This is a genomic window from Streptomyces sp. NBC_00234, from assembly GCF_036195325.1.
Classification (GTDB): domain Bacteria; phylum Actinomycetota; class Actinomycetes; order Streptomycetales; family Streptomycetaceae; genus Streptomyces.
Map to the genome: position 1 here is coordinate 3,836,511 of NZ_CP108101.1, position 24,669 is coordinate 3,861,179.

The 24,669-nt window shown below is 71.7% G+C and carries 21 protein-coding genes; 4 read left to right on the forward strand and 17 right to left on the reverse strand.

What is annotated here, in order from left to right:
• Positions 1-54: 54 nt before the first annotated feature.
• Positions 55-984: an ABC transporter ATP-binding protein gene (locus OG230_RS16620; RefSeq protein ID WP_328911001.1), complete on the forward strand. Its 930-nt coding sequence runs from the start codon at positions 55-57 to the stop codon at positions 982-984.
• On the forward strand, positions 981-2,582 hold the full coding sequence (locus OG230_RS16625; RefSeq protein ID WP_328911002.1) for an ABC transporter permease: 1,602 nt from the start codon (positions 981-983) through the stop codon (positions 2,580-2,582). Before OG230_RS16620 ends, OG230_RS16625 begins: the two co-directional genes overlap by 4 nt.
• Positions 2,583-2,616: 34 nt before the next feature.
• Here the strand turns inward: OG230_RS16625 and OG230_RS16630 are convergent, their stop codons facing one another.
• Positions 2,617-3,822: a cytochrome P450 gene (locus tag OG230_RS16630; protein WP_328911003.1), complete on the reverse strand. Its 1,206-nt coding sequence runs from the start codon at positions 3,820-3,822 to the stop codon at positions 2,617-2,619.
• A gap of 128 nt (positions 3,823-3,950) precedes the next feature.
• On the opposite strand from OG230_RS16630, the gene OG230_RS16635 reads away from it, so the two are divergent.
• Positions 3,951-4,694, forward strand: coding sequence for a hypothetical protein (locus OG230_RS16635; RefSeq protein WP_328911004.1), 744 nt, complete (start codon positions 3,951-3,953; stop codon positions 4,692-4,694).
• 31 nt (positions 4,695-4,725) lie between these two features.
• Here the strand turns inward: OG230_RS16635 and OG230_RS16640 are convergent, their stop codons facing one another.
• The 14 genes from OG230_RS16640 to OG230_RS16705 form a co-directional block, all read right to left on the reverse strand.
• Positions 4,726-5,388, reverse strand: coding sequence for a response regulator transcription factor (locus OG230_RS16640; protein ID WP_328911005.1), 663 nt, complete (start codon positions 5,386-5,388; stop codon positions 4,726-4,728).
• Entirely contained in the window at positions 5,385-6,716 is a 1,332-nt protein-coding gene (locus OG230_RS16645) for a sensor histidine kinase (RefSeq protein ID WP_328911006.1), read from the reverse strand. Before OG230_RS16645 ends, OG230_RS16640 begins: the two co-directional genes overlap by 4 nt.
• A 96-nt stretch (positions 6,717-6,812) precedes the next feature.
• Positions 6,813-7,688, reverse strand: a complete 876-nt coding sequence (locus OG230_RS16650; protein ID WP_328911007.1) for an alpha/beta hydrolase — start codon at positions 7,686-7,688, stop codon at positions 6,813-6,815.
• Positions 7,689-7,831: 143 nt separating this feature from the next.
• On the reverse strand, positions 7,832-9,022 hold the full coding sequence (gene kynU, locus OG230_RS16655; protein ID WP_328911008.1) for a kynureninase: 1,191 nt from the start codon (positions 9,020-9,022) through the stop codon (positions 7,832-7,834).
• Entirely contained in the window at positions 9,015-9,863 is an 849-nt protein-coding gene (locus tag OG230_RS16660; protein WP_328911009.1) for a tryptophan 2,3-dioxygenase family protein, read from the reverse strand. Before OG230_RS16660 ends, kynU begins: the two co-directional genes overlap by 8 nt.
• Positions 9,864-10,063: 200 nt before the next feature.
• On the reverse strand, positions 10,064-10,477 hold the full coding sequence (locus OG230_RS16665) for a DUF3151 domain-containing protein (RefSeq protein ID WP_328911010.1): 414 nt from the start codon (positions 10,475-10,477) through the stop codon (positions 10,064-10,066).
• Positions 10,478-10,515: 38 nt separating this feature from the next.
• A complete protein-coding gene (locus OG230_RS16670) occupies positions 10,516-12,018 on the reverse strand; it encodes a DHA2 family efflux MFS transporter permease subunit (protein WP_328911011.1) in 1,503 nt (500 codons plus the stop codon).
• 117 nt (positions 12,019-12,135) lie between these two features.
• Complete coding sequence (locus tag OG230_RS16675) at positions 12,136-13,290, reverse strand: MalY/PatB family protein (RefSeq protein ID WP_328911012.1); 1,155 nt, start codon at positions 13,288-13,290, stop codon at positions 12,136-12,138.
• An 87-nt stretch (positions 13,291-13,377) separates the two neighbouring features.
• Positions 13,378-14,400 (reverse strand): class II fructose-bisphosphate aldolase, encoded by a 1,023-nt coding sequence (gene fbaA / locus OG230_RS16680; protein ID WP_328911013.1) that lies wholly within the window; start codon positions 14,398-14,400, stop codon positions 13,378-13,380.
• Positions 14,401-14,578: 178 nt separating this feature from the next.
• A complete protein-coding gene (gene pyrE, locus OG230_RS16685) occupies positions 14,579-15,118 on the reverse strand; it encodes an orotate phosphoribosyltransferase (protein WP_328911014.1) in 540 nt (179 codons plus the stop codon).
• A gap of 30 nt (positions 15,119-15,148) precedes the next feature.
• On the reverse strand, positions 15,149-15,943 hold the full coding sequence (locus tag OG230_RS16690) for an aldose epimerase family protein (RefSeq protein ID WP_328911015.1): 795 nt from the start codon (positions 15,941-15,943) through the stop codon (positions 15,149-15,151).
• 21 nt (positions 15,944-15,964) lie between these two features.
• Positions 15,965-16,864: an SRPBCC domain-containing protein gene (locus tag OG230_RS16695; protein ID WP_328911016.1), complete on the reverse strand. Its 900-nt coding sequence runs from the start codon at positions 16,862-16,864 to the stop codon at positions 15,965-15,967.
• An 85-nt stretch (positions 16,865-16,949) separates the two neighbouring features.
• Entirely contained in the window at positions 16,950-18,548 is a 1,599-nt protein-coding gene (locus OG230_RS16700) for a polyamine aminopropyltransferase (protein WP_328911017.1), read from the reverse strand.
• Between the two features lie 153 nt (positions 18,549-18,701).
• Positions 18,702-19,226, reverse strand: a complete 525-nt coding sequence (locus OG230_RS16705; RefSeq protein ID WP_328911018.1) for a DUF2617 family protein — start codon at positions 19,224-19,226, stop codon at positions 18,702-18,704.
• A 711-nt stretch (positions 19,227-19,937) separates the two neighbouring features.
• On the opposite strand from OG230_RS16705, the gene OG230_RS16710 reads away from it, so the two are divergent.
• Positions 19,938-21,116 carry a pyridoxal phosphate-dependent aminotransferase gene (locus OG230_RS16710; protein ID WP_328911019.1) on the forward strand — a complete coding sequence of 393 codons (1,179 nt, stop codon included), beginning with the start codon at positions 19,938-19,940 and terminating at the stop codon, positions 21,114-21,116.
• A gap of 103 nt (positions 21,117-21,219) precedes the next feature.
• On the opposite strand, the gene OG230_RS16715 is transcribed toward OG230_RS16710, so the two are convergent.
• Positions 21,220-21,765 (reverse strand): YbjN domain-containing protein, encoded by a 546-nt coding sequence (locus tag OG230_RS16715; protein ID WP_328911020.1) that lies wholly within the window; start codon positions 21,763-21,765, stop codon positions 21,220-21,222.
• A gap of 121 nt (positions 21,766-21,886) precedes the next feature.
• The gene (clpB, locus tag OG230_RS16720) at positions 21,887-24,487 is read right to left on the reverse strand and encodes an ATP-dependent chaperone ClpB (RefSeq protein WP_328911021.1); all 2,601 of its coding nucleotides are present in this window, start codon (positions 24,485-24,487) and stop codon (positions 21,887-21,889) included.
• Positions 24,488-24,669 lie beyond the last annotated feature (182 nt).

Genomic DNA, 24,669 nt, shown 5'->3' on the forward strand with positions numbered 1-24,669 from the left:
TTTATACGCTTCCTTAACTTCACAACTTTGTGAAAGTAGCGTACGTTCTGAAACATGACGAAGGCGATCACCGTGGCCGGACTGCACAAGTCGTTCGGGCGGACACATGCGCTGGACGGCCTCGACCTGAACGTCGAGACCGGTGAGGTCCACGGCTTCCTCGGGCCCAACGGCTCCGGGAAGTCCACCACCATCCGGGTCCTGCTGGGGCTGCTGCGGGCCGACTCCGGCGCCGCGCAGGTCCTCGGCCGGGACCCCTGGGACGACGCGGTGGAGGTGCACCGGCGCATCGCGTACGTCCCCGGTGACGTCACCCTGTGGCGCAACCTCTCGGGCGGCGAGGTCATCGACCTCTACGGGCGGCTGCGCGGCGGCGGCCTCGACCGGCAGCGGCGCGCCGACCTCGTCGAGCGGTTCGAGCTGGACCCCACCAAGAAGGGGCGCACCTACTCCAAGGGCAACCGACAGAAGGTCGCCCTCGTCGCCGCACTCGCCGCCGACGTCGACGTCGACCTGCTGATCCTCGACGAGCCGACCTCCGGGCTCGACCCGCTCATGGAGGAGGTCTTCACGGAGTGCGTACGGGAGGCGGCCCGTGAGCGCGGACAGACGGTGCTGCTCTCCTCGCACATCCTGAGCGAGATCGAGACCCTCTGCGACCGGGTCAGCATCATCCGCAAGGGCGTCACCGTCGAGACGGGATCCCTCGCGGACCTGCGCCATCTGACCCGTACGAGCGTCACCGCGGAACTGGCCACGGAGCCCGACGGGCTCGCCGGACTGCCCGGCGTCCACGACCTGGACGTGCGGGGCAGGCGCGTACGGCTCCAGGTCGACACGGACAAGCTCGACGCCGTACTGCGCTCGCTCACCGCCTCCGGCGTCCGGACGCTGACCAGCACCCCGCCCACCCTGGAGGAACTCTTCCTCCGCCACTACCAGGACACCGCGTCCACGGCGACGGAAGAGGCGATCGCGCGATGACCGCGGACCTCGCGGTACGGGGCTCCGGCGGCGCCGGGCAACTCACCGGAACGAGCCCGCTGTTCAGGCTCGCCCTGCGCCGGGACCGCGTCGTGCTCCCGGTCTGGGTCCTTGTAATCACCCTGATCGTCGTCAGCGGCGGCTCGTCCATCGAGACGCTGTACGACACTCCGGCCGACCGGGCCGAGGCCGCCCGGTCGCTGGCCGCCAACAGTTCGTTGCGCGCCCTGTACGGACCGGTCTTCGGCGACTCCGTCGGCGCCCTGGTGGCCTGGCGGTTCGCCGTCGTCGCCGCCACGCTGGCCGCCGTGATGAGCCTGGTCATCGTCGTCCGGCACACCCGGGAGGAAGAGGAGACGGGCCGTCAGGAGATGCTCTCCTCGGCGATGGTGGGGCGACGCGCCCCGCTGACCTCGGCGCTGCTCACCGCGCTCGTGGCCAACGGACTGGTCGCGCTGTTCGTCACGGTCGGCCTCGCGGGGCAGGGCGGCACGGGAGCACTGGCGCTCGGGCTCGCGATCGGCGCGACCGGGATGGTCTTCGCCACGGCGGCGGCGATCGTCGCGCAGCTCACCGAGAGCGCCCGGCTCGCCAAGGGGATGGCGGGCGCGGTCGTCGGCCTCGCCTTCCTGCTGCGGGCGGCCGGTGACTCCGGTTCGGACGGCTCCTCCGCCCTGACCTGGCTCTCACCGATCGGCTGGGCCGAGAACGTGCGGCCGTACGCGGGCGAACGCTGGTGGGTGCCGCTGCTCTCCGTCACGGCGATCGTCGCCCAGGGCGCGGTGGCGTACACCCTGGCCGGACGCCGCGACATCGGCATGGGCTTCCTCCCGGCCCGGCCGGGACCGGCCGAGGGCGCGCTCGCCACGGCGGGCGCTCTGGCCCGCCGGCTGCAGCGCGGCACCCTGGCCGGCTGGACCGCGGGCTTCGCCGTCGCGGGCGTCGTCTTCGGCGGCATGGCCGAGGGCGCGGCCGATCTGGTCGGTGACAACGAACAGGCCCGGGAGATCTTCGCGCGGATGGGCGGCCAGGAGGCCATGACCCAGGCGTTCCTGGCCGCGATGACCGGGATGCTGGGGATGATGGCCGCGCTGTACGCGGTGGCGTCGGTCCTCCGCCTCCACGGCGAGGAGACCTCGCAGCGCGCCGAACCGCTCCTCGCGAACCGGCTGGGACGGCTGCGCTGGGCGGCCGGCCACCTGGTGTTCGCCTTCGGCGGGACGGTCGTCGTCATGCTGGCGGGCGGCCTCGGACTGGCCGTCGGCTACGGCGAAGAGTTCGGCGCGGTGCTCGGCGCGGCCCTGGTCCAGGTGCCCGCGATCTGGCTCCTCGGCGGCCTCGCGGTGCTGCTGTACGGGCTCCTTCCCAAGGTCGCGCCCGCGGCCTGGGGTGTGGTCGGGGCGTGTCTGCTGATCGGCTGGATCGGCCCGGCGCTCGACCTGCCCCGGCCGGTGATGAACCTGTCCCCGTTCGGCCACCTGCCGAAGCTGCCGGGCACGGAGATGGCCTGGACCCCGGTGCTCCTGATGACGCTGGGAGCCGCGGCGCTGGTGGCCGCGGGCCTGGCGGGACTGCGCCGCCGGGACATCCTGACCTGAGAGGGTCCGGGGGCGACGCCCCCGGACCCCGGTCTCAGAGCTCCACGTTCAGCGCCTTGAGCCCCCGGATCACATAGCCCGGATGCCACTGGGGCTCCTCGACCAGCCGCATGTCCGGCGCCTTGCGCAGCAACTCACCGAACGAGGCCGCCAGTTCGATACGGGCCAGCGGCGCCCCCAGGCAGTAGTGGATCCCCGCCCCGAAGGTGATGTGCGGATTGTCCGGCCGGGACAGATCCAGCGTGCCGGGCTCGGCGAACCGCTCCGGGTCCCGGTTGGCCGAGCCGAAGAGCAGCGCGACCTCCGAGCCACGCGGAATGACCGTGCCGGCGATCTCGATGTCGTCGAGCACCCAGCGCTCGAACATCTGCAACGGGGTGTCGTACCGCAGCAGTTCCTCCACCGCGGTGGACAGCAGACCGTGATCGGCGCGCAGCGCCGCCAGCTGCTCCGGGTGCCGGAAGAGCGTCCACCAGCCGTTGACCGTGGTGTTGACGGTCGCCTCGTGCCCCGCGTTCAGGAGCAGCACGCACGTGGAGATCATCTCCTGCTCGCTGAGCCGCTCCCCCTCGTCGTGGGCGGCGATCAGCGCGGAGATCAGGTCCGTACCGGGCTCCTTGCGGCGCTCCGCGATCAGCCCCCGCAGATACGCGGAGAAGTCCACCGACGCCCGGACCGCCTCCCGGGCCGTCTCCTCCGACGGGTTCAGCTCGAACATTCCGCAGATCGCCGAGGACCACGGCCGCAGCAGCGCCCGGTCGGCCTCCGGCACCCCGAGCATCTCCGCGATCACGGCGACGGGCAGGGGCTCGGCGACCTCCGCCAGCAGATCGCCGCCGCCCGAGGCGACGAACGCGTCGACCAGCTCGGCCGCCAGCCGCTCCACCGTGGGCGCGAGCCGCTCGACCGTACGTGGCGTGAACGCCTTGGAGACCAGCCGCCGGATGCGGGTGTGGTCGGGGGCCTCCAGATCGAGCAGCCCCTGCCCGTTGAGCGTGTGGAAGGGCTCGTGGGCGTCCGGCGGAGGGGTGAGACCGAACTCCTCGTGGGTGAACCGGTGCAGATACGTCCGGCCCAGCCGCCGGTCCCGCAGCAGGCCGGACACGTCGGAGTAGTGCGGGATCAGCCACTGCCGGGTCTGCTCGAAGTAGTGCGCCCGGCCTGCGGCGCGCAGCGCTGTGTAGGCGGGGTACGGATCGGCGACGAACGCCGGCGACCAGGGGTCGAAGGACACATGCATGACCTGACGCTACCGTCGGCACCGGGGCCGCGCTCAGGGAGCCGAAGCGTTATCCGGCAGCGCTTCAGTCGGCGTGATCGCGTTGCTACGTTGAGCGCCCTGTCGGGACGGATTCCTCAAGGGCGGCCATGCGAGGCATACGAATGCGAGTCGCCGGTACGGCGGCGGCGCTGCTGGCCGCGGTACTCACCGGTTGCGCCGAGCCGCGGAGCGCGACGACGGTCGCGGAGAAGCCCGCTCTTCCGCCGTCGCCCGCGGTGAGCGACAGCCCGACACCCTCCGTCTCCCCGTCCCCCGCCTCTCCGTCCCCGACCGTCACGCGGCCGAGCGCCACCGGAAGCCCGTCGGTCCGGCCGGCCACCCGGCCCGTCACCACCCCGGAACCGACTGCGCCGAAGCCGACGTTCCTGCGGATGACGGTCGCCGCCGGGGCGGGCCGGCTCGACCTGGTCCGCGGCGGCGCCGCCGAGGAGTTCACCGTCACCCTGCACAACGGCAACACCCGGGCGTACGGACATCTGCGGCTTGCGTTCCAGATGGAGATCCTCGTCGACGGAACCCCGGCCAACGAACGTCCGCCGTCCGACGGCTTCGTACTGGAACGCTGGGACGCCGCGACGGGCGCGTGGCGCGGCGCGGAGCTGCGTATCGCCAATGACGCCCTGCCGCCCGAGTTCCACGAGGGCGGTGTCCCGCTGGCCCGCGACACGGTGCGCACCGAGCGCTACCGGCTGCGTGCCGGGTCCGCGGGTCCGGTCGGGAGCACGCCCCTGATGATCGCGCTGATCGACACGGACGCGCCCGCCGGCGCATCGGCCGGCGAGGCGCGCCCGGCCTCCTTCGCCCTGCCCCACACCACCCGGCGGGACTGACCGGGGTACGTCGTCCCCGGCCGCCGGCCCTCTACCCGGGCGTGACGAGGCGTGCCTCGTACGCGAACACCGCCGCCTGCGTACGGTCCCGCAGCCCCAGCTTCACGAGAATGCGGCTGACATGCGTCTTGATGGTGGACTCGGCGACCACCAGGCGCGAGGCGATCTCCGCGTTCGACAGTCCCTGCGCGATCAGGACGAGCACCTCCGTCTCCCGCTCCGTGAGATCGCCGATGCGGGCGAGGACGGGAGACCGCGGTGCCTCGGCGAGCTTCGAGAACTCCGTGATCAGCCGCCGTGTGACGGTCGGCGCGAGCAGTGCCTCGCCGGAGGCGACCACCCTCACACCGTCGGCGAGCTGGCGGGCCGACGCGTCCTTCAGCAGGAAGCCGGAGGCCCCCGCGCGCAGCGCCTGGTACACGTACTCGTCCAGGTCGAAGGTGGTCAGGACGAGTACCTTGGCGTCCGCGTCGGCGGCGACGATCTCGCGGGTCGCCTCGATGCCGTTGAGCTCCGGCATCCGGATGTCCATCAGCACGACGTCGGGACGGAGGGCGGCCACCTGCGTGACGGCCTGGCGTCCGTCGACGGCCTCGCCCACGACCTCGATCCCCGGCATCGCGTTGAGGAGTACGGAGAAGCCCTCGCGGACCATCATCTGGTCGTCGACGATCAGCACCCTGATGCTGTTCATCGGGAGCCGCCCGACAGCGTGCCGTCCGTCGGAGTCCCGTCGTCCGCGGCCTCCTCGCGCACCATCTGCACGGGGATGAAGGCGGCGATCTCGTAGCCGCCGTCCGCCGTGGACGTCGCGGTCATCTCCCCGTCGAGCATGGCCACCCGCTCGCGCATCCCCGTGATGCCGTGTCCGGCCCCGGGCGACGGCTTGACGAGCCCGGTCGGCGGCCCGTTGACGACGCGCAGCCCGAGACCGCCGAGCACATAGCCGATCTCCACCTGCGCGGCGGCGCCCGGCGCGTGCCGCAGCGTGTTGCTCAGGGCTTCCTGGATGATCCGGTACGCCGACAGCTCGACGCCCTGCGGCAGTTCGCGTACCGCACCGGTGACCGTCTTCTCCGTCCGCAGACCCGCTTCCCCCACATTGGCCAGGAGGCGGTCGAGCTCGGCGAGCGTGGGCTGCGGGGCGTCCGGGGCCTCGTAGTCCTCGGCCCGTACGACACCGAGGACCCGGCGCAGCTCGGTGAGCGCGGCGACGGCGTTCTCCCGGATGGTGAGGAACGCCTGCTCCAGCTCGGGCGGCGGGTTCTCCACCCGGTAGGGGGCGGCCTCCGCCTGGATCGCCACGACCGACATGTGGTGGGCGACGACGTCGTGCAGCTCACGGGCGATGGTGGTGCGCTCCTCCAGGAGCGTGCGGCGGTCCCGCTCGACAGCGGTCACCGTGCGCTGCACGGTCACCTCGCGCTCGGCCTCCTTGCGGACCTGGACGACCGTCACGACGAGAAGCGCCAGGGCGGAGACGACGACCATGGGCATGGTCGTGTAGGAGTAGCGCCAGGGCCCGGCGTTCTCCATCAGGGTCCCGAGCAGCACGGTGAGCGTCCACATCCAGGCGGCCGTACGCGGCCTGGTCCTGGCCGCGACGACCACCAGGACCACCATGTGGGCGAAGAAGGTGCTGGGACCCCACGGCGAGTCGTTCCCCAGCAGGCTGACGACGACGGTGGCCGCCATCGAGGCCCAGAACGCGGCGACGGGCCTGACCAGGGTCATCGCGACAGCGATCGCGGGCAGCACACCCACGACGAACTGGCCGTGCCCCATCCCCACCCCGATGAGCAACGTGATCACCGCGGCGAACAGCACCAGGGCGTGCCGGACCCAGACGGCCTGCGCGGCGACCCGCCGCGGCAGCCGCCGGATCAGCCGGCCGTCCCGGGGCAGCGGATCCAGCGGACGGTAGGCGAACACATCACGGAAGAGGTCCTGTCGCAGGCCGCCTATCGCCCCTGCGGCCACCCGGATCTCCGGGCTTCTGGTCTTGGTCTGGGTCTCGGTCACGCTTCCACGGTAGGCGGCGGCGCGGCGCAGGTCGTCAGCAGTGATGCGGATCCCGCACCGTCCGTCGCAAGTACTACACAGGGGCCCCGGGTGCCCTCACCACGCCAGCTGGGCCAGCTCCTCCGCGACCACGGCGCAGGCGTCCGCCGACGGATCGATGAGCGGGAAGTGCCCGACACCCTCCAGCAGCGTCAGCCCCACCATCTCCCCCGCCTTGGCCGCCGCGTCGACGAACGCCTCCGGCACCGCCTGGGGCACGGTCAGGTCGCAGGTGCCCTGCACCACAGCCGTCGCGATACCGGTGGGGAGCAGGACCGCCGGGTCGGCGAAGGCGCTCCTCTCCGCGAACTCCCCTTCTCCGCCGAGGAGTTGATGCACGGCGCCGGAGCAGACGTCCAGCTCGACGGCGGTGGCGAAGTCGGCGACCGGTGCCAGCGCGACGACGCCGCGCAGCGGCGGCGGCGAGGACAGCCGCCACGGCGAGCCCTCCGGGAGTACGTGCCGGGCTGCCGCCCACAGGGCCAGCTGACCGCCCGCCGAGTGCCCGGTGACCACGGTCCGCCGCACATCGGCCTCCGGCAGCTCCCGCCCGGCCAGCACCGGCATCGCGTCCATCGCCGCGGCGACGTCGTCGAAGGTCTCGGGCCAGCGGCCGGCGGCCGGACCGGAGCCGCGCTGCTGCGGGATCTCGCTGCCGCGCCGGTACTCCACGTTGGCGACGGCGAAACCGCGCCGGGCCAGGAAGTCCGCGAGCGGCGACACATGGTGCCGGTCGTACGGGGCACGCCACGCCCCGCCGTGCAGCAGGACGACGAGGGGCGCCCCGGTCCTGCCGTCCCGGGGAGCGTAGAAGTCGATCACCTGATCGGGGTGGCTGCCGTAGGCCGCGGACCGGTCGGGGGCGACCACCGGATGGGCGAACGCCGACTCCTCCTCGGCGGCATCACGATCACGCGCGGCAGAATCCGACATGCTGCTCCAACCGTCCTACGAATATGCCCAACTGGCTTGACCTGCGGGGACGGTATCAGCACCGGGGCCCCATGACGGACGGGGCCGATCCTCCCGGCTCAGCGGAAGAATCGACCCCGTCGGGCACTCACGGGTACGGCGGACTAGCCCGCCAGCACGTCCGCGAGGATGCGGGCCGCCCGCTCCGCGTCCGCGAAGCCCACGTACAGGGGAGTGAACCCGAACCGCAGCACGTCCGGGCGCCGCAGGTCCCCGACGACTCCCCGCTCGATGAGCGCGCGCATCACCGGCTCGGCGTCCTCGCACCGCAAGGCGACCTGGCTGCCGCGTTCCGCGTGCGCGGCCGGGGTGACCGAGGTGACCCGGCCCTCCGGCACGTACGCGGCGACGCACTCCAGGAAGAAGTCCGTCAGCGCGAGGGACTTGGCCCGCACGGCGGCGACGTCCACCCCGTCCCACACGTCCAGCGAGGCTTCGAGCGCCAGCATGGACAGGATGTCGGGGGTGCCGACCCTGCCCCGTACCGCGCCCTCCGCAGGGGCGTATCCCGGTGTCATCGCGAACGGGTCGGCGTGCGACGTCCACCCCGGCAGGGGGGAGTCGAAGGCCGCCTGGTGGCGCTCGGCGACGTACAGATAGGCGGGGGAACCGGGGCCGCCGTTGAGGTACTTGTACGTGCAGCCGACGGCCAGGTCCACACCGTGCTCGTCGAGGCCGACGGGCAGGGCGCCCGCGCTGTGGCACAGGTCCCAGACGGCCACCGCGCCCGCCGCGTGGACGGCGGCGGTGAGACCGGGCAGGTCGTGGAGCCTGCCCGTGCGGTAGTCGACGTGGTTGAGCAGGACGACCGCCGTACGGGGGCCGAGCGCGCCCCGCACATCGGCGGGCGCGACCGGCACGATCCGGTGGCCCGTCATCCGGGCGGCGGACTCGGCGATGTACCCGTCCGTGGGAAAGGTCGTCGCGTCGACCAGGATCTCGTCGCGTCCGTCCGCCGCGAGCCGGCTGGCGGCGACGACGGCCTTGAAGACGTTCACGCTCGTCGAGTCGCCCACCACGATCTGGCCGGCGGCGGCACCGACGAGCGGCGCGATCCGGTCGCCGATCCGCTCGGGCGCGGTCCACCAGCCGCTCTCGTCCCAGGACCGGATGCGCAGCTCGCCCCACTCGCGGGTGAGGACCTCCTGGATCCGCGCGGGCACGTGACGGGGCAGCGCTCCCAGCGAGTTCCCGTCGAGGTAGACGGTGTCGTCGAGGGTGAACAGCTCACGGAGCTTGGCCAGTTCGTCGGCGGCGTCGAGCGCCGCTGCCTTGTCGGCGAAGGTCTCAGACATGGCTGCGGGCCGTCCACAGCTCGGGGAAGACGTTCTTCGTGGCCCGCTTCTCCAGCCACGCGACCCCGGCCGAACCGCCGGTCCCGGTCTTCGAACCCATCGCACGCCGGGTGGCGACCAGGTGGTCGTTGCGCCAGCGCCAGACCAGTTCGCCGACATCCGTGAGCGCCTCGCCGAGGCGGACGAGCTCGTCGTGCTGGTCGGGATTGGCGTAGATCTGCGCCCAGACGGCCTCGACCTCGGCGGACGGCTCGTACTTCTTGGACAGGTCCCGGCCGAGCACCGACTGCGGCACCGCGTGCCCGCGCCGCGCGAGCAGGGTCAGCGCCTCGTCGTACAGGCTGGGCTCCTGGAGCGCCTTCTCCAGCTCGGCGTACACGCGGGGCGCGCCCCGGTGCGGGACGAGCATGGAGGCGGACTTGTCCCCGAGCAGGAACTCCATCCGCCGGTACATCGCCGACTGGAATCCGGAGCCTTCACCGAGCGCGCCGCGGTAGGAGTTGAACTGGGCGGGCGTGAGCCCTGCCAGCGGGGTCCAGGAGGCGTTCAGCGCCTCCAGCTCCCGTACGGACCGCTTGAGCGCGTCACGCGCCACCGGTATGCGGTCCTCGCGCAGCGCGTGCGCCGCGGTCTCCCACTCATGGACGATGACCGTGAACCACAGCTCCATGACCTGGGTGGTGACCAGGAAGACCATCTCGCCGGGGTCGTCCGAGCGAAGGTGCTGGAGGTGGGTCAGGACATCCGCCTGGACATAGTCCTCGTACGGAGTCGTTCCCGCGAAGTCGAGGTGCGGGGTGGCCGCACCGGTGGCTTCGGGGTCGGGGTGATTCGTCGACATTTCTGTCTCCTCGACACGAGCTTCCGGGTAGCGGTCCGCCCCTTCCGTGAGGAAGTGGAGCTCCGGTCCCCTGCCCGCACATCCTAAGCCGAGGCCGGGGGCGCCGTCTTCCGGGCACCCGGCCGGGGCCGCAGGCCGGGCAGCACACGGGCCCCGCGGACGGCGGACGTCCACGGGGCCCGGTACGGTGCGGGGCGGTCTCAGCCCAGGGTGTCGGCGGCGGTCTGCGAGGAGTCGCGCAGGAACGTCGAGCAGCGCTCGTACTCGTCCTTCTCACCGATGTCCCCCGCGGCGCGGGCGAGGGCGTGCAGCGCGCGCAGGAAACCGCGGTTCGGCTCGTGCTCGAACGGGACGGGGCCGTGGCCCTTCCAGCCCGCGCGGCGCAGGGCGTCGAGGCCGCGGTGGTAGCCGGTGCGGGCGTACGCGTACGACTCGATGACCCGGCCGCCCTCGTACGCCTCGTCGGCGAGCTGCGCCCAGGCCAGCGAGGAGGTGGGGTACTTCGCCGCGACATCGGCGGGCGCCGCGCCGTTGGCGAGGAGCTCACGCGGTGCCGGGTCGTCGGGCAGATGGGTCGGGGAGGGCCCCCCGAGCAGGTTCTCGTGGATGGACATGGGTTCAAGTGTGCCTGGTGGGACGGTCCCGTGGGGCATCACCCCGCTTCCCTTTCCGGTTCGCGTACGGGCTCCAGGGGCGGCGCCACGACCCCGCAGTGCACGGTGCACTCCGGCCGGGCCCCCTTCTCCGGGGTCCGCACCATCCACCAGGCGATCGCCGCGCCCAGCACCAGCAGCCCCGCGCACATCGGCATCGCCCGCCGGAACGTCGAGGCGAACTCGTCGGCGTCGCGGTACGCCTCCGGCCCCATTCCGGCGAGCAGCGGCAGCGCGGCCACCGCGATCAGCCCGGCGGCGCGCGCCGCCGCGTTGTTGATGCCGCTGGCGAGACCGGCCCGCGCGGAGTCCACGGCGGCCAGGACGGTCGCGGTGAGCGGGGCGACCAGAAGCACCAGGCCGATGCCGAGCACCACGACGGCGGGCAGCACCTCGGTGACGTACGAGGAGACGGAGGCGCCCGGACCGACCCGCAGCATCAGCAGCATCCCGGCGGCGGCCAGCAGGGGCCCGACCGTGAGCGGGATGCGGGGCCCGATCCGCCGGCCGAGATCACCCGCCCACGCGGAGAACAGCAGCATCAGCACCGTCGTCGGCAGCAGGGCCGTGCCCGCCCCCAGCGCCGAGTATCCGGCGACGACCTGGAGCTGGATCGCGGAGAGGAAGAAGAAGCCGCCGAGCGCCGCGTACACACAGAGGGTGATGATGTTGACGACGGTGAACAGCCGGGACGAGAAGATCGACGGCGGCAGCATCGGATCGGACCGCCGCCGCTCGACCTGCACGAACGCCACCCCCAGCAGCACCCCGCCCACCGCGGCCCCGATGACGACCGGGGACGCGCCCTGCCCCGGTGCCTCGATCAGCGCGAACGTGACGCCCGCCAGCGAGAGCGCCCCGAGGGCGGCCCCCAGCACGTCGAAGCGGCCGTGCGCCCGCGGGTCGCGGGACTCCGGTACGTGGCGCAGAGCGACGGGTACGCAGATGGCGGCGAGCGGCAGGTTGAGGAGAAACACCCAGCGCCAGCCGGGGCCGTCGACGAGCCAGCCCCCCACGAACGGCCCGATCGCGGCTCCGACCCCGCCGAACCCCGACCAGAGCCCGACGGCGCGGGCCCGGTCGTCCGGATGGAAACTGGCCTGGATGATCGCCAGCGACCCCGGGGTGAGCAGCGCGCCACCCACCCCTTGCAGGGCGCGCGCGGCGATCAGGACACCGGCGTTGGGCGCGATCCCGCAGAGCAACGAGGCGGCGGCGAACCACACGACCCCCACGACGAACACCCGCCGCCGGCCGTACCGGTCCCCGAGCGCACCGCCGAGGAGGATCAGCCCGGCGAGGGTGAGCATGTAGGCGTTGACGGTCCACTGGAGGGCGGCCAGATCGGTACCGAGGTCCTCGCCGATGCGGGGCAGGGCCACGTTGATCACGGTCGAGTCGAGCAGGGCCATGGCCGACCCGAGAACGGTGGTCAGGACGACCCACCGGCCGACGGGCGAAGCGACCCTGATCCCCTCGCCACCGGCACGCGCATCATCCATGGAGCCAGCATCACCGCTCCCGGTCCGGGCGGCTACCGGGCCACCGCGGTGGCCTTCGGTCCGTCCGTCCACCCGGGGCAGGTCCTTCCGGCCCGTCCCGCGTTCGGGGGACAGGCCCTAGCGCACGCCCCCCACGCCCCGGATCAACGCCTCCACCCCGGCCACCACCTTGCTCCGAGGACAGCCCACGTTCAGCCGCAGGAACCCCGGCGCCCCGTACACCGACCCCGGCATGATCGCGACCTTCTCCCGCTCGATCAGCACCCGCTGGAGCGCCTCGTCGTCCACCCCCAGCGGCCGGATGTCGATCCACGCGAGGTACCCCGCCTGCGGCGGCTCCCACCCCAGCTCGGGGAACGCCCCGTTCAGCCGTTCCGCCACCAGCGCCAGGTTCCCGGCCACGTACGCGCGGGCCTCGTCCAGCCACGCCGCGCCCTCCCGGTACGCCGCGATGTGCGCGGTCAGCGAGAGCACCGCCGGGGAGGCGAGCCCTTCCGCCGTCTCCATCCGCCGCCGGAACTCCGCCCGGTCCGCCGACCGGCCGACGATCCCGTACGACCCCGTCAGCGCGGGAAAGTTGAACGCCTTCGACGCGGACGTGATGACCGCCCAGCGCCCGTCACCGCCCACCCGCGTCCAGGGCACGTGCCGGTACCCGTCGTGCACGAAGTCCGCGTGTATCTCGTCGCTGATCACCGCCACCCCGTGCCGCCCGGCCAGCGCGGCCATCTCCGTCAGCTCGGCCTCCGTCCACACCCGCCCCGTCGGGTTGTGCGGCGAGCACAGCACGAGCACCTTCGCGTCGGCCCGCGCGAGCTCCCGCTCCAGCGCCTCCGCGTCCCCCACCGGCACGCCCCGCAGCTCACGCCCGAGCCCGGTGATCGCCTTGCGGAAGCCGTCGTACGTGGGGGTGTGGACGACCACCCCGTCCCCGGCGTCCGTCCACATCTGCAGGAGCTGCGAGAGCTGGCTGAGGACGGACGGTCCGTAGACCAGCCGTCCGGTGTCGAGAGGGGCGTCGTACCGGGTGCCGTACCAGTGCGCGATCGCCGACCGGAAGTCGTCCTGGTCCCAGTCCGTATAGCCGAAGACCCCGTGATCGAGCCGGGCCCGCAGCGCCGACAGCACCTCGGGCGCGGTCTCGAAGTCCATGTCGGAGATGGTGAACGGCAGCAGTCCGTCCACCCCGAACCGGTCGGCGACCCCGTCCCACTGGACGCACCACGTGCCCCGGCGGTCGATGACGGTGTCGAAGTCGTAGGACGCACTCACAGCAGATACCTCACATCTCTCGGACATGCCGTGGGCCCGGCACCCCAAGGGGTACCGGGCCCACCACACACAGCACAGGGGTGCCGACTACTTCAGCTTGGTGCCCGTGGACCGCAGGTTGGCACACGCCTCGGTGACACGCGCGGCCATGCCGGCCTCGGCCAGCTTGCCCCAGGTGCGGGGGTCGTACTTCGACTTGTTGCCGACCTCGCCGTCGACCTTCAGCACGCCGTCGTAGTTGCGGAACATGTGGTCCGCGACCGGCCGGGTGAAGGCGTACTGGGTGTCGGTGTCGAGGTTCATCTTCACGACGCCGTTCTCCAGCGCGGTGGAGATCTCCTCCGCCGTGGAGCCGGAGCCGCCGTGGAAGACGAAGTCGAACGGGGACGTCTTGCCGTACTTGGCGCCGACGCCCTCCTGGAGGTCCTTCAGCAGCTCGGGACGGAGCACGACGTTGCCCGGCTTGTAGACGCCGTGGACGTTGCCGAAGGACGCGGCCAGCAGGTAGCGGCCCTTCTCGCCCAGGCCGAGCGCCTCGGCCGTACGCAGCGCGTCGTCGACGGTCGTGTACAGCTCGTCGTTGATCTCGTGCGTGACGCCGTCCTCCTCGCCACCGGTCGGGGTGATCTCGACCTCAAGAATGATCTTGGCGGCGGCGGCCTTGGCGAGCAGCTCCTGGCCAATGGCGAGGTTGTCGGCGAGGTTCTCGGCCGAGCCGTCCCACATGTGGGACTGGAACAGCGGGTTCAGACCCTTGGCGACGCGCTCCGCGGAGATCTCGATCAGCGGACGCACATAGGTGTCCAGCTTGTCCTTGGGGCAGTGGTCGGTGTGCAGCGCGACGGTGACGTCGTACTTGGCGGCGACGATGTGCGCGAACTCGGCCAGGGCGACAGCGCCCGTGACCATGTCCTTGTTGTACTGGCCGCCCAGGAACTCCGCCCCACCGGTGGAGATCTGGATGATGCCGTCGCTCTCGGCCTCCGCGAAACCGCGCAGTGCAGCGTGCAGGGTCTGGGTCGACGTCACATTGATCGCCGGGTAGGCGAACTTGCCTGCCTTCGCCCGGTCGAGCATCTCGGCGTAGACCTCGGGGGTTGCGATGGGCATCTGTCCGCTCCTTGGGATGTGCGGGTGTGCAGTGCTGGTCCCTGACCTGGGGGCGACGTCATCGTCGCCCCCATCTTCCCAGACTCTCGTCGCGGCTCCACCCGGCCTCCTCCACCCAGGCATACGCAAGGGCGGGCCGTTTCACGTGAAACGGCCCGCCCTTGTTCGAATCCGCAGGTCAGGACAGGTCGAGGTCCGCCACGGAGTAGACGTGGAGGTACGGCAGCCCGGCCTCCGCGACAGCGGGAGCGGCACCCCGCTCCACGATCACGGCAACGGCGACGACCTCGCCCCCGGCCTCGCGCACCGCCTCCACGGCGGTCAGCGGCGAACCGCCCGTCGTCGAGGTGTCCTCGACGACCAGGCAGCGCCGGCCCTTCACGTCCGTGCCCTCGATCCGGCGCTGCATACCGTGCGCCTTCTGTGCCTTGCGCACGACGAAGGCGTCCAGGCTCTGCCCGCGCGCGGCGGAGGCGTGCAGCATCGACGTGGCCACCGGGTCGGCGCCCAGCGTCAGGCCGCCGACGCAGTCGTAGTCCAGGTCGGCGGTGGCATCGAGCATCACCTGGCCGACCATCGGCGCGGCCTTGCCGTCCAGCGTGATCCGGCGCAGGTCGATGTACCAGTCGGCTTCCAGACCCGAGGAGAGGGTCACCTTGCCGTGTACCACGGCCTTGTCCTTGATCTGCTGGAGCAGCTCAGCGCGTACGTCAGTCATGTCAACGAGGGTAAGCGCTGCCGTCGCCGGTCAGAGCCGCACCCAGCTCCAGGTCGTCGCGATCTCCAGCGGATCGATCGGGGTGACCAGCCGGGGCGTGCTGTTCAGCCCGTTCGGCGGCCCCGACTGCGGCTCGACGCACACGGCCTCGTCCTGCTCGTCGTAGACGACCACCCACTCGTCCCGGCTCTTCACCGTCAGCTCCAGCTGCTGCGGCCAGGTGAGCTTCACATCGACGCCGTCGGGCATCCCGAAGCAGTCGTCCCACGGCCCGGGCAGCGGGTCGATCCGGCGGCCGGTCGGCAGATGGTCCTCGCCGCGCTCCTCCTGCCAGACGGCGTCGAAGTCGACCAGTACCTCCTGGCCCCCGATGTTCCGGAGGAACCACGGGTGCCAGCCGGCCTGCGCCGGGAAGGAGTCGACCTGTGCCTCGACACCCATCCGGAGCGTCAGGGAGTCCTCGGCGAGCTCGAAGGTCTGCGTCACCCGGCCCGGGTAGGGCCACGGTTCGGCCAGGTCGTAGTAGAACGCCGCTTCGCTCCCGGTCTCCCGGGCGATGGTCCAGGAGGTGTCGCGGCCGGTGCCGTGGATGGCGTGCGGCGGGGCGTTCAGCGGCAGGCTGTGCAGTTCACCGCCACTGCGGAACTTCCCGTTCTCGGTGCGTCCGCACCACGGCACCATGGGGAAGCAGCCGTACCGCTCCCCCTGGCGCAGCAGTTCGGTGCCACCGATCCGCAGGCTGCTGATCCGGCAGCCATGGGTGGGGTCAACGGTCAACTCGGCGTCGCCGACGGTCAGCCGGACGTCCTTCGCAGCTCTGCTCACCCCACGACACTACTGGCGCCGCTACCTCCGCCGTCGCAGCGCACGCCCCACGACGACCGCGGAGGCGAGCGCGAGGGCGGCTGCGGGGGCGACCCAGCGCAGGGTGGCACCGGCCCGGTCCGCCTCGGGCGAGGGGACGGGCGCGTACCGGCCGCGCGGCGGTGCGTGGTCGACCTCTTCCGTGCTGCGCCCGATCATGGTCCGCCGGGCATGTGCGGCCTCGGCCGGAGGCCCGTCCGGCACGGTGAACTCCACCTCCGCGAGCGGGTCGAGCGAGGGCGGCGGCACCGGGGCGTCGAACACGGACCCCTTGTCGGGCGGCGGCTCGACGGAGGGCGCCTCGTCGGGCGCGGCCTCGTGCGTGGGCGTGGCCTCGTGCGTGGGCGTGGCCTCGTGCGTGGGCGCGGGCGCGTCGGACTCACCCGGCTCGGCCGGCTCCTCGGAGGAGGCCGGCACCTCGTCCGCCGAGGCCACCACCTCGTCGGGGGAGGCCAGTGACTCCGTCACCAGCTGCTGCGTGAAGCGGTCGAGCAGGCGGTGGGCCGCCGCCAGCGCCACCGCGTCGTCCACGTCCACGATGCGGCCGTCCCCGCCCGCCGTGCCCGCGAACTCGATGGTCGTACCGCCGTCGGTCTCCGTGAGGGTGAGCGTCAGGGCCAGCGTGGCCGAGCCCGTCCCCCGGGCCTCCACGCCCTCCCCCGCCACAGCGAAGGTGTCTCCGTCGCGGCCGGCGAGCTTCAGCGCGCCCCGGTAGGTGATCGTGTGGCCGCCGACCCTGATCTTCAGACGGCCGGACAGCGGGCCCGCCGACGCGTCGGCGTCCTGTTGGAGTCCCGGCACACAGCGCGCGACCCGGGCAGCATCGCCCAGGGTCCGCCGCAGGGACGGAACCGGAACCGGAACGAACACCTCATGCTCCATGGAAACCGAGCCTACTCAGCCCCGGCCACCGCGTCAGCGCTTCCGCTCTCCGCATGTCAGCACTCCCGCCACCCGCACGGCACCCTCACGGTTCCTCCCAGTACCGCGGATGCACCAGCGTCGACGGCGCCTGGCCCCGTATCCGGACCCGCTCCGCGGCCACGCCGGCCTCGTTCAGATCCCGCTCCCCCAGTGACCGCAGTTCCGGGGCCCGGGGGTCCAGCGCGAGCGGCGGTGGGGTCCGCCGCGAGGCCAGGACGAAGCCCCAGTCGCGCGGCTCCCGCGTCTCCTCCGTGACCCGGTCGGGGCCTGCCGCGAATCCGGAGATCCGGCCGGTGACGCGGTACGGGTGCGTCGACAGGCCGCCCGCCCGTACGGATGCCTCCGCCGTCCAGAACGAACGCGGCCGGATGCCCACCGGTCCCGCGTGCACCACCAGCCGGCCGCCGGGTGCGAGGGCCTCCGCGACCAGTCCGTAGAACTCCGCCGAGTAGAGCTTCGTGCTCGCCGTGATCCCGGGGTCCGGCAGATCCGACACGACCACGTCGTAGGGGCCGGGCGTCGTCCGCAGCCAGGTGAACGCGTCCCCGTCGGCCGTCGTGAGCCGCGGGTCCCGGTAGGCGTGCCCGTTCAGCGCGGAGAGCGCGGGGTCCGTCCGGGCCAGTCGGGTGACGGCGGGGTCCAGCTCGACGACCGTGACGGCCCGTACGTCCGGGTAGCGCAGCACCTCGCGGGCGGCCAGGCCGTCCCCGCCGCCCAGGATCAGCACCCGCCCGTGCGGTCCGCTCATCGCCGGGTGCACCAGCGCCTCGTGGTAGCGGTACTCGTCGCGTGCGCTGACCCGAAGCCGCCCGTCCAGGTACAGGTCCAGCGAGTCCCGGCCCTCCCCGGTGAGGACGACCTCCTGCACCCCGGTCTGGACGGCGACCCGCACCCGGTCCCCGTAGACCGCGCGACGGGCCGCCCGCTCGAAGTCGTCGACCAGCACCGTGGCGGTGGCCAGCAGCGCGATCACCGTGACGTTGGCCAGGACCAGCAGCCACCGCGACCGGGAGCTCAGGTCCCGCCGGAACAGCCACAGCACCAGCGCCCCGCCGGCCGCCGCGTTGACCGCCCCGGTGAACAGCGCGCCGGTCAGCTGGCCCAGCATCGGCAGCAGCAGGAACGGGAAGGCGAGCCCGCCGACCAGCGCCCCCACGTAGTCGGCGGCGAAGAGATCGGCGACGGCCCCGCCCGCGTCCTGCCGGTCGACCCGCTGGATCAGCGTCATCAGCAGCGGGATCTCGGCACCGATCAGAATGCCGATCGCCAGCGAGAACCCGACCAGGGCGTACCGCGACTCGCCCAGCCAGGCGAACGAGGCGTACAGCACGAGGGCCGACGAACCGCCGACCAGCGCGAGAGCCGCCTCGATGAGCCCGAATCCGACTGCGGCACGGCAGCGCAAACGTTTCGCGAGGAGCGATCCGATGCCCATCGCGAACACCATCACGGAGAGCACGACGGACGCCTGCGTGACCGAGTCGCCGATCAGATACGAGGCGAGCGCGACCAGCTCCAGCTCGTACACGAGGCCGCAGGCGGCGCAGATGAAGACAGCGGCCAGCACGAGGAACCGTCCGGTCCTCGGCCGTACGGGAAGCCGCGCCGCGCCCCCTCGCAGCGGCACCTGCTGGTCGATCATGAAGCGAACGCTACGTTACGGAACAGTCGCCGCCTGTCACCCACACGGGTGTAAGTGAGGCATCGGCGCGACCGGTCGTACCGGGCGGGACAAGGCGCGGAAGGGGGCGCGGCAAGCGGTACGAGGGGGCGTGCGCGCCCTGCGTCCGCACGGTCAGAGGGCCGGGGCCGGCACCCGCACGCCCACCCGGGTACGCGTCACCACCAGCTGCCCCTCCTGCGGGTACGCGTGCCAGGTCCGCCACCGCACCTGCCCCTCGGTCTCCTGGGCCAGCAAGGCCGTGAAGGCGTGCGGGCTGCCGGGGAACGTCCCCGCGAGACCGTGCGGATGGTCGGCGACGAGGGCGAGCAGCTCCTGCGCACGCCCCGCGAACGCGCCTTCGGTGAGCGTCTCGACGCGCGCCGCGAATTCGTACTCCCAGTCGCCGAGCCGCTTCGCGACGCCGAGCGGCAGCGGGGTGCTGCTGCCGGGAATACAGGCGACGGTCTCCGAACAGGTGGTGCCACTGTCCTCCTCCAGGAGGACCTGATGGGAGGCGCCGAGCAGCCTCAACTGCAGCGTGGCCTGCTCGAACCGGAGGTCGAGCACGGCGAGGGCGGGCAGCGGCTCCCGTCCGAGCGCCCAGGCCAGATCTGCGGCGCGGGTGTCGGAGTAGGCCGTCTGAAGGGTCGTGAGCATGGTTCGGCTCCGCAAACACACATGGACACATGGACAGGGGGCGCTCCCTGGAGATGCGCGTGGGGGAGGGAAGCGCCCGATCAGGTCCAACTGGGGTCCGAGGGCTGAATGTTCTCTACAGGGAGGGAATCACGAAGTACGCCTCACTCACAGCGTTTTTGCCCAACTTGACGTGGTTTCCATCCCCCCGGGGGCAGCCCGGTTCAACTGTTCAATCAAAACTCTCCGCGTGGCTCAACGAAAAGGTGTCCGGCGGGAGTTCACCCACCGGACACCTCACGTGCGGAGCGCCCGCAGACGGACCGGCTGCCCCGTGTCAGCTGCCTCCGCCACAACCGCCCCCGCCACCGCACGACGAACTGCTGCCGCACGATGAGCTGCTGCCGCACGACGAGCTGCTGCCGCACGACGAACCGCCGCCGCCCCCCGCGTACGAGCTGGAGCTCCCGCCGGCGCCGGCGGCCCGCCGGCGCCGCGACGCCTTCCCCCCGGGCACCGGCCTGCGCCGGCGCCCACCGGACACCCCTGCGACGACGGCCACCACGACGACGATCCCGATCAGCCCCGCTGCGAAGAAACCCACCGACCTCACACCCTTCCGTCCCCCGAAGCGAGGTCCCCCCGCTCCCTGTGTGTGAGGGGGATGCCCTCTGCCTTCCGGAGCCAAAGCAGACTTGAGCAACTCCAGAGCTTCGGCACAGGATGGCGGTCATGACACAGGGACGACCGCTGCTCAACCGCCGCCTCACCGAGTTCGGGACGACCATCTTCGCGGAGATGTCCGCGCTGGCCGTACGGACCGGCTCGATCAACCTCGGCCAGGGATTCCCCGACACCGACGGCCCCGAAGAGATCCGCGAGGCCGCGGTCCGCGCCCTGCGCGCCGGGCACGGCAACCAGTACCCGCCCGGCCCCGGCATCCCCGAACTGCGCTCCGCGATCGCGGAGCACCAGCAGCGCTTCCACGGCCTGTCGTACGACCCCGACACCGAGGTCCTGGTCACCGCGGGCGCCACCGAGGCCATCGCGGCGGCCCTGCTGGCGCTCCTGGAACCCGGTGACGAGGTCATCGCCCTGGAGCCCTACTACGACTCGTACGCCGCCTGCATCGCCATGGCGGGCGGCACCCGCGTCCCCGTCACCCTGCGCCCGCACGAGGGCGTCTACCGGCTCGACCTCGACGAACTCCGCGCGGCCGTCACCCCCCGCACCCGCCTCATCCTTCTCAACACCCCGCACAACCCCACCGGCACCGTCCTCAGCCGCGAGGAACTGGCCGCCGTCGCCGCACTCGCCTGCGAACGCGACCTCCTCGTCGTCACCGACGAGGTCTACGAGCACCTGGTCTTCGAGGGCGAGCACCTCCCGCTCGCCTCCTTCCCCGGCATGCGCGAGCGCACCGTCACCATCGGCAGCGCGGGGAAGACGTTCTCGTTCACCGGCTGGAAGGTCGGCTGGGTCACCGCGAGCCCGCAGCTGGTCACCGCGGTCCGCTCGGCGAAGCAGTTCCTGACGTACGTCTCCGCCGGACCGCTCCAGTACGCCGTGGCCGAGGCCCTGCGCCTGCCCCGCGCGTACTTCGACGACCTGCGGGCCGACCTCCGCGCCAAGCGCGACCTGCTGAGCGACGGGCTCGCCGCCGCGGGCTTCGAGGTCTACCGGCCGGCCGGGACGTACTTCGTCACCACCGACATCCGCCCCCTCGGCGGCGGGGACGACGGCTTCGCCTTCTGCCGCGCCCTGCCCGAGCGCTGCGGGGTCGTCGCCATCCCGAACGCCGTCTTCTACGACCACCGCGAACAGGGCGCGCCCTTCGTGCGCTTCGCGTTCTGCAAGCGCACCGAGGTCCTGACCGAGGCGGTCACCCGCCTGAAGACCCTCACGGCCTGAGACCGGGGCCGCCGGCCTCCGTCCGCACAGACGGAAGCCCGGCCCGGAGCGACGGCCTCAGGGGCCGCCCGCTCCGGACCGGGCCACGGTCCGCTGTCCGGGATCAGGCGTCCGGCGACTCGGTGTCGTCGGGCTTCGCCTCGGTCGGCTCCAGACCCAGACGCTCCACGAGCCACTTGTCGAACTCGATCGAGGCCCGCACCCAGCTGACCGTCGAGGAGACGAAGTGCTCCAGGCTGACGCCCGTACCGATGAGCATCTGCGCCTCACCGATCAGCCGGACGGAACCCGCGGCACCCTCTTCACCCTCATGGGCGTGCGTGTAGACCTTCGGCCACAGGGTGCGGCGGTTCCAGTCGTCGATCGCGTCCAGCAGGACGGGACGCTGGTCGAGGGCGTGGGGGCGGTCGTAGAACGTACGGACCGAGAAGACCTGCTGCTCGTCCTCGCCACGGAACATGAAGTACGTGCGGAAGTCCTCCCACGGCGCGGCGAGGTCACCCTCGTCGTCGACGACGAACTTCAGCTCCATCTGCTCAAGCAACTGCTTGACGAGGTCCTGGTCAGGGACGACGGGGCCAGCGGGTCCTGCCGCCTGCGGTTCGGGCTGCCCCCCGAAGTTGGGAATCGAGGACGGATCGATAGACATCGCCGGTTACTCCTGTGGATCGCACGTGGTTGCCTGACTCTGCCTTCGACCCTAACCGCGATTGGCGGTCATTGGTCCTGCGCCCTCGGAGGAATCATGCCCGCGTCCGCCCCTTCGGACCTCACACGGCCGTGCCGGCCTGCACGGGTCCCACGATCAGCCCGTCCCCGACCCGGTCCACGCGGACCGTGTCGCCGTCCGTGACCTCACCCGCGAGGATCTCCTTGGCGAGCCGGTCGCCGATCGCCGTCTGGATGAGGCGGCGAAGCGGCCGTGCCCCGTACGCCGGGTCGTTGCCCTCCTCGGCCAGCCAGGCCAGGGCCTCCGGCGTGACGTCGAGGGTGAGCCTGCGGTCCGCCAGGCGCTTGGCGAGGCGGCCGATCTGGAGCGCGGCGATGTGGGAGAGCTCGTCACCGGACAGCGCGGAGAAGACCACGAGGTCGTCGAGCCGGTTGAGGAACTCCGGCTTGAACGAGGCGCGTACGACGTCCAGAACCTGCTGTTCCTTCACCTCGGGCTTGGTCAGCGGATCGACCAGGAACTGGCTGCCGAGGTTCGACGTCAGGATCAGGATGGTGTTGCGGAAGTCCACCGTCCGGCCCTGTCCGTCGGTGAGCCGGCCGTCGTCGAGGACCTGGAGCAGGATGTCGAAGACCTCGGGGTGGGCCTTCTCGACCTCGTCCAGCAGGACGACGCTGTACGGACGACGGCGGACCGCCTCCGTGAGCTGGCCGCCCTCCTCGTACCCGACGTACCCCGGAGGGGCACCGACGAGCCGCGCCACGCTGTGCTTCTCGCCGTATTCGCTCATGTCGATGCGGATCATGGCCCGCTCGTCGTCGAACAGGAAGTCCGCGAGCGCCTTGGCCAGCTCGGTCTTGCCGACACCGGTCGGCCCGAGGAAGAGGAACGAGCCGGTGGGGCGGTCGGGGTCGGCGATTCCGGCGCGGGTACGGCGTACGGCGTCCGACACCGCCTGCACGGCCTGGGACTGCCCGATCAGCCGCTTGCCGAGCTCGTCCTCCATGCGCAGCAGCTTCTGCGTCTCACCCTCCAGGAGACGCCCGGCGGGGATTCCGGTCCAGGAACCGACCACGTCCGCGATGTCGTCGGGGCCGACCTCCTCCTTGACCATGGTGTCCTTGGCGGCTTCCTGTTCGGCCTCGGCCGCCTCCGCCAACTCCCGTTCCAGACCCGGGATCTCCCCGTACAGCAGCTTGGAAGCGGTGTCGAAGTCGCCGTCGCGCTGGGCACGCTCGGCCTGACCGCGCAGGTCGTCGAGGCGTTCCTTCAGCTCACCGACGCGGTTGAGACCCTGCTTCTCCTTCTCCCAGCGGGCGGTGAGACCGCGCAGCTCCTCCTCCTTGTCGGCGAGGTCGCGGCGGAGCTTCTCCAGCCGCTGCTTGGACGCGGGGTCGGTCTCGTTCTTGAGAGCCAGTTCCTCCATCCGCAGACGGTCGACGGACCGCTGGAGCTCGTCGATCTCCAGGGGGGAGGAGTCGATCTCCATGCGGAGCCGTGAGGCCGCCTCGTCGACCAGGTCGATGGCCTTGTCGGGAAGGAAGCGGGAGGTGATGTAGCGGTCGGAGAGGGTCGCGGCGGCCACCAGCGAGGAGTCGGCGATCTGGACCTTGTGGTGCGCCTCGTAGCGCCCCTTGAGGCCACGCAGGATCGCGATGGTGTCCTCGACGGACGGCTCGGCGACCAGGACCTGCTGGAAACGGCGCTCCAGCGCGGGGTCCTTCTCGATCCGCTCGCGGTACTCGTCGAGCGTCGTGGCGCCGACCATGCGGAGCTCACCGCGGGCCAGCATCGGCTTGAGCATGTTGCCCGCGTCCATGGCGGAGTCGCCGCCGGCGCCCGCGCCGACGACCGTGTGCAGCTCGTCGATGAAGGTGATGATCTGGCCGTCGCTCTCCTTGATCTCGGAGAGGACGGTCTTCAGCCGCTCCTCGAACTCGCCGCGGTACTTCGCGCCCGCGACCATCGCACCGAGGTCGAGCGAGACCAGCCGCTTGTTCTTGAGGCTCTCCGGGACGTCGCCCTTGATGATGCGCTGGGCGAGCCCTTCGACGACGGCCGTCTTGCCGACACCGGGTTCACCGATGAGCACGGGGTTGTTCTTCGTACGGCGCGACAGCACCTGCACGACCCGCCGGATCTCCTGGTCACGGCCGATGACCGGGTCCAGCTTGCCCTCGCGGGCGGCAGCCGTGAAGTCGGTGCCGAACTTCTCCAGGGCCTTGTACTGGCCCTCCGGGTCGGGAGTGGTCACCCGGCGCCCTCCCCTGCTCTTCTCGAACGCGTCCAGGAGCCTCTTCGCACTGGCCCCCTGCTGAGTGAGGATCTCACCGGCCCGGCCGCCCTTCGCCGCGAGGGCGATCAGCAGGTGCTCGGTGGAGAGGTAGTCGTCGCCCAGCTCCTTCGCCTGCTGCGCGGCGTCGGCGATGACGGCGAGCAGGTCGCGGTTGGGCTGCGGGGGCGCGACGGTGGAACCGGTGACACTGGGCTGCGCCCCGAGAAGCCGCTCGGTCTCGGCGCGCACGGCCACCTGGTCGGCGTCGACGGCGGCCAGCAGGTCGGTGACGTTCTCGTTGTCCTCGCCCGCGAGCAGCGCGAGCAGCAGATGCCCGGGAGTCAGATCGGGGTGCCCGTCCTTCACGGCCCGGTTGGTGGCCGCGTTGAGGGCGTCCCGGCTCTTGTTGGTCAGCTCGGCGTCCACGTGCGCTCTCTCCTCCGTGCGATGGGCGGTATGTCGGTAACACTGACATGGTCAACGTGCACAAAGTTGAGCCTATTCCACTCAAGGCAAAAACGGGACCACCGCCGCTTCACCGACCGCGAACGCTTTCGAGTGAACCGGCCACCGGACGCACCCGCCACCGCATCACGGCGCCCGGGCTG

What these genes read in the sequence shown, in the direction of transcription:
- OG230_RS16620 (WP_328911001.1), top strand. Translation starts at nt 55, where the DNA reads ATGACGAAGGCGATCACCGTGGCCGGACTGCACAAGTCGTTCGGGCGG.
- OG230_RS16625 (WP_328911002.1), top strand. Translation starts at nt 981, where the DNA reads ATGACCGCGGACCTCGCGGTACGGGGCTCCGGCGGCGCCGGGCAACTC.
- OG230_RS16630 (WP_328911003.1), bottom strand. Translation starts at nt 3,822, where the DNA reads ATGCATGTGTCCTTCGACCCCTGGTCGCCGGCGTTCGTCGCCGATCCG.
- OG230_RS16635 (WP_328911004.1), top strand. Translation starts at nt 3,951, where the DNA reads ATGCGAGGCATACGAATGCGAGTCGCCGGTACGGCGGCGGCGCTGCTG.
- OG230_RS16640 (WP_328911005.1), bottom strand. Translation starts at nt 5,388, where the DNA reads ATGAACAGCATCAGGGTGCTGATCGTCGACGACCAGATGATGGTCCGC.
- OG230_RS16650 (WP_328911007.1), bottom strand. Translation starts at nt 7,688, where the DNA reads ATGTCGGATTCTGCCGCGCGTGATCGTGATGCCGCCGAGGAGGAGTCG.
- kynU (WP_328911008.1), bottom strand. Translation starts at nt 9,022, where the DNA reads ATGTCTGAGACCTTCGCCGACAAGGCAGCGGCGCTCGACGCCGCCGAC.
- OG230_RS16660 (WP_328911009.1), bottom strand. Translation starts at nt 9,863, where the DNA reads ATGTCGACGAATCACCCCGACCCCGAAGCCACCGGTGCGGCCACCCCG.
- OG230_RS16665 (WP_328911010.1), bottom strand. Translation starts at nt 10,477, where the DNA reads ATGTCCATCCACGAGAACCTGCTCGGGGGGCCCTCCCCGACCCATCTG.
- OG230_RS16670 (WP_328911011.1), bottom strand. Translation starts at nt 12,018, where the DNA reads ATGGATGATGCGCGTGCCGGTGGCGAGGGGATCAGGGTCGCTTCGCCC.
- fbaA (WP_328911013.1), bottom strand. Translation starts at nt 14,400, where the DNA reads ATGCCCATCGCAACCCCCGAGGTCTACGCCGAGATGCTCGACCGGGCG.
- pyrE (WP_328911014.1), bottom strand. Translation starts at nt 15,118, where the DNA reads ATGACTGACGTACGCGCTGAGCTGCTCCAGCAGATCAAGGACAAGGCC.
- OG230_RS16695 (WP_328911016.1), bottom strand. Translation starts at nt 16,864, where the DNA reads ATGGAGCATGAGGTGTTCGTTCCGGTTCCGGTTCCGTCCCTGCGGCGG.
- OG230_RS16700 (WP_328911017.1), bottom strand. Translation starts at nt 18,548, where the DNA reads ATGATCGACCAGCAGGTGCCGCTGCGAGGGGGCGCGGCGCGGCTTCCC.
- OG230_RS16705 (WP_328911018.1), bottom strand. Translation starts at nt 19,226, where the DNA reads ATGCTCACGACCCTTCAGACGGCCTACTCCGACACCCGCGCCGCAGAT.
- OG230_RS16710 (WP_328911019.1), top strand. Translation starts at nt 19,938, where the DNA reads ATGACACAGGGACGACCGCTGCTCAACCGCCGCCTCACCGAGTTCGGG.
- OG230_RS16715 (WP_328911020.1), bottom strand. Translation starts at nt 21,765, where the DNA reads ATGTCTATCGATCCGTCCTCGATTCCCAACTTCGGGGGGCAGCCCGAA.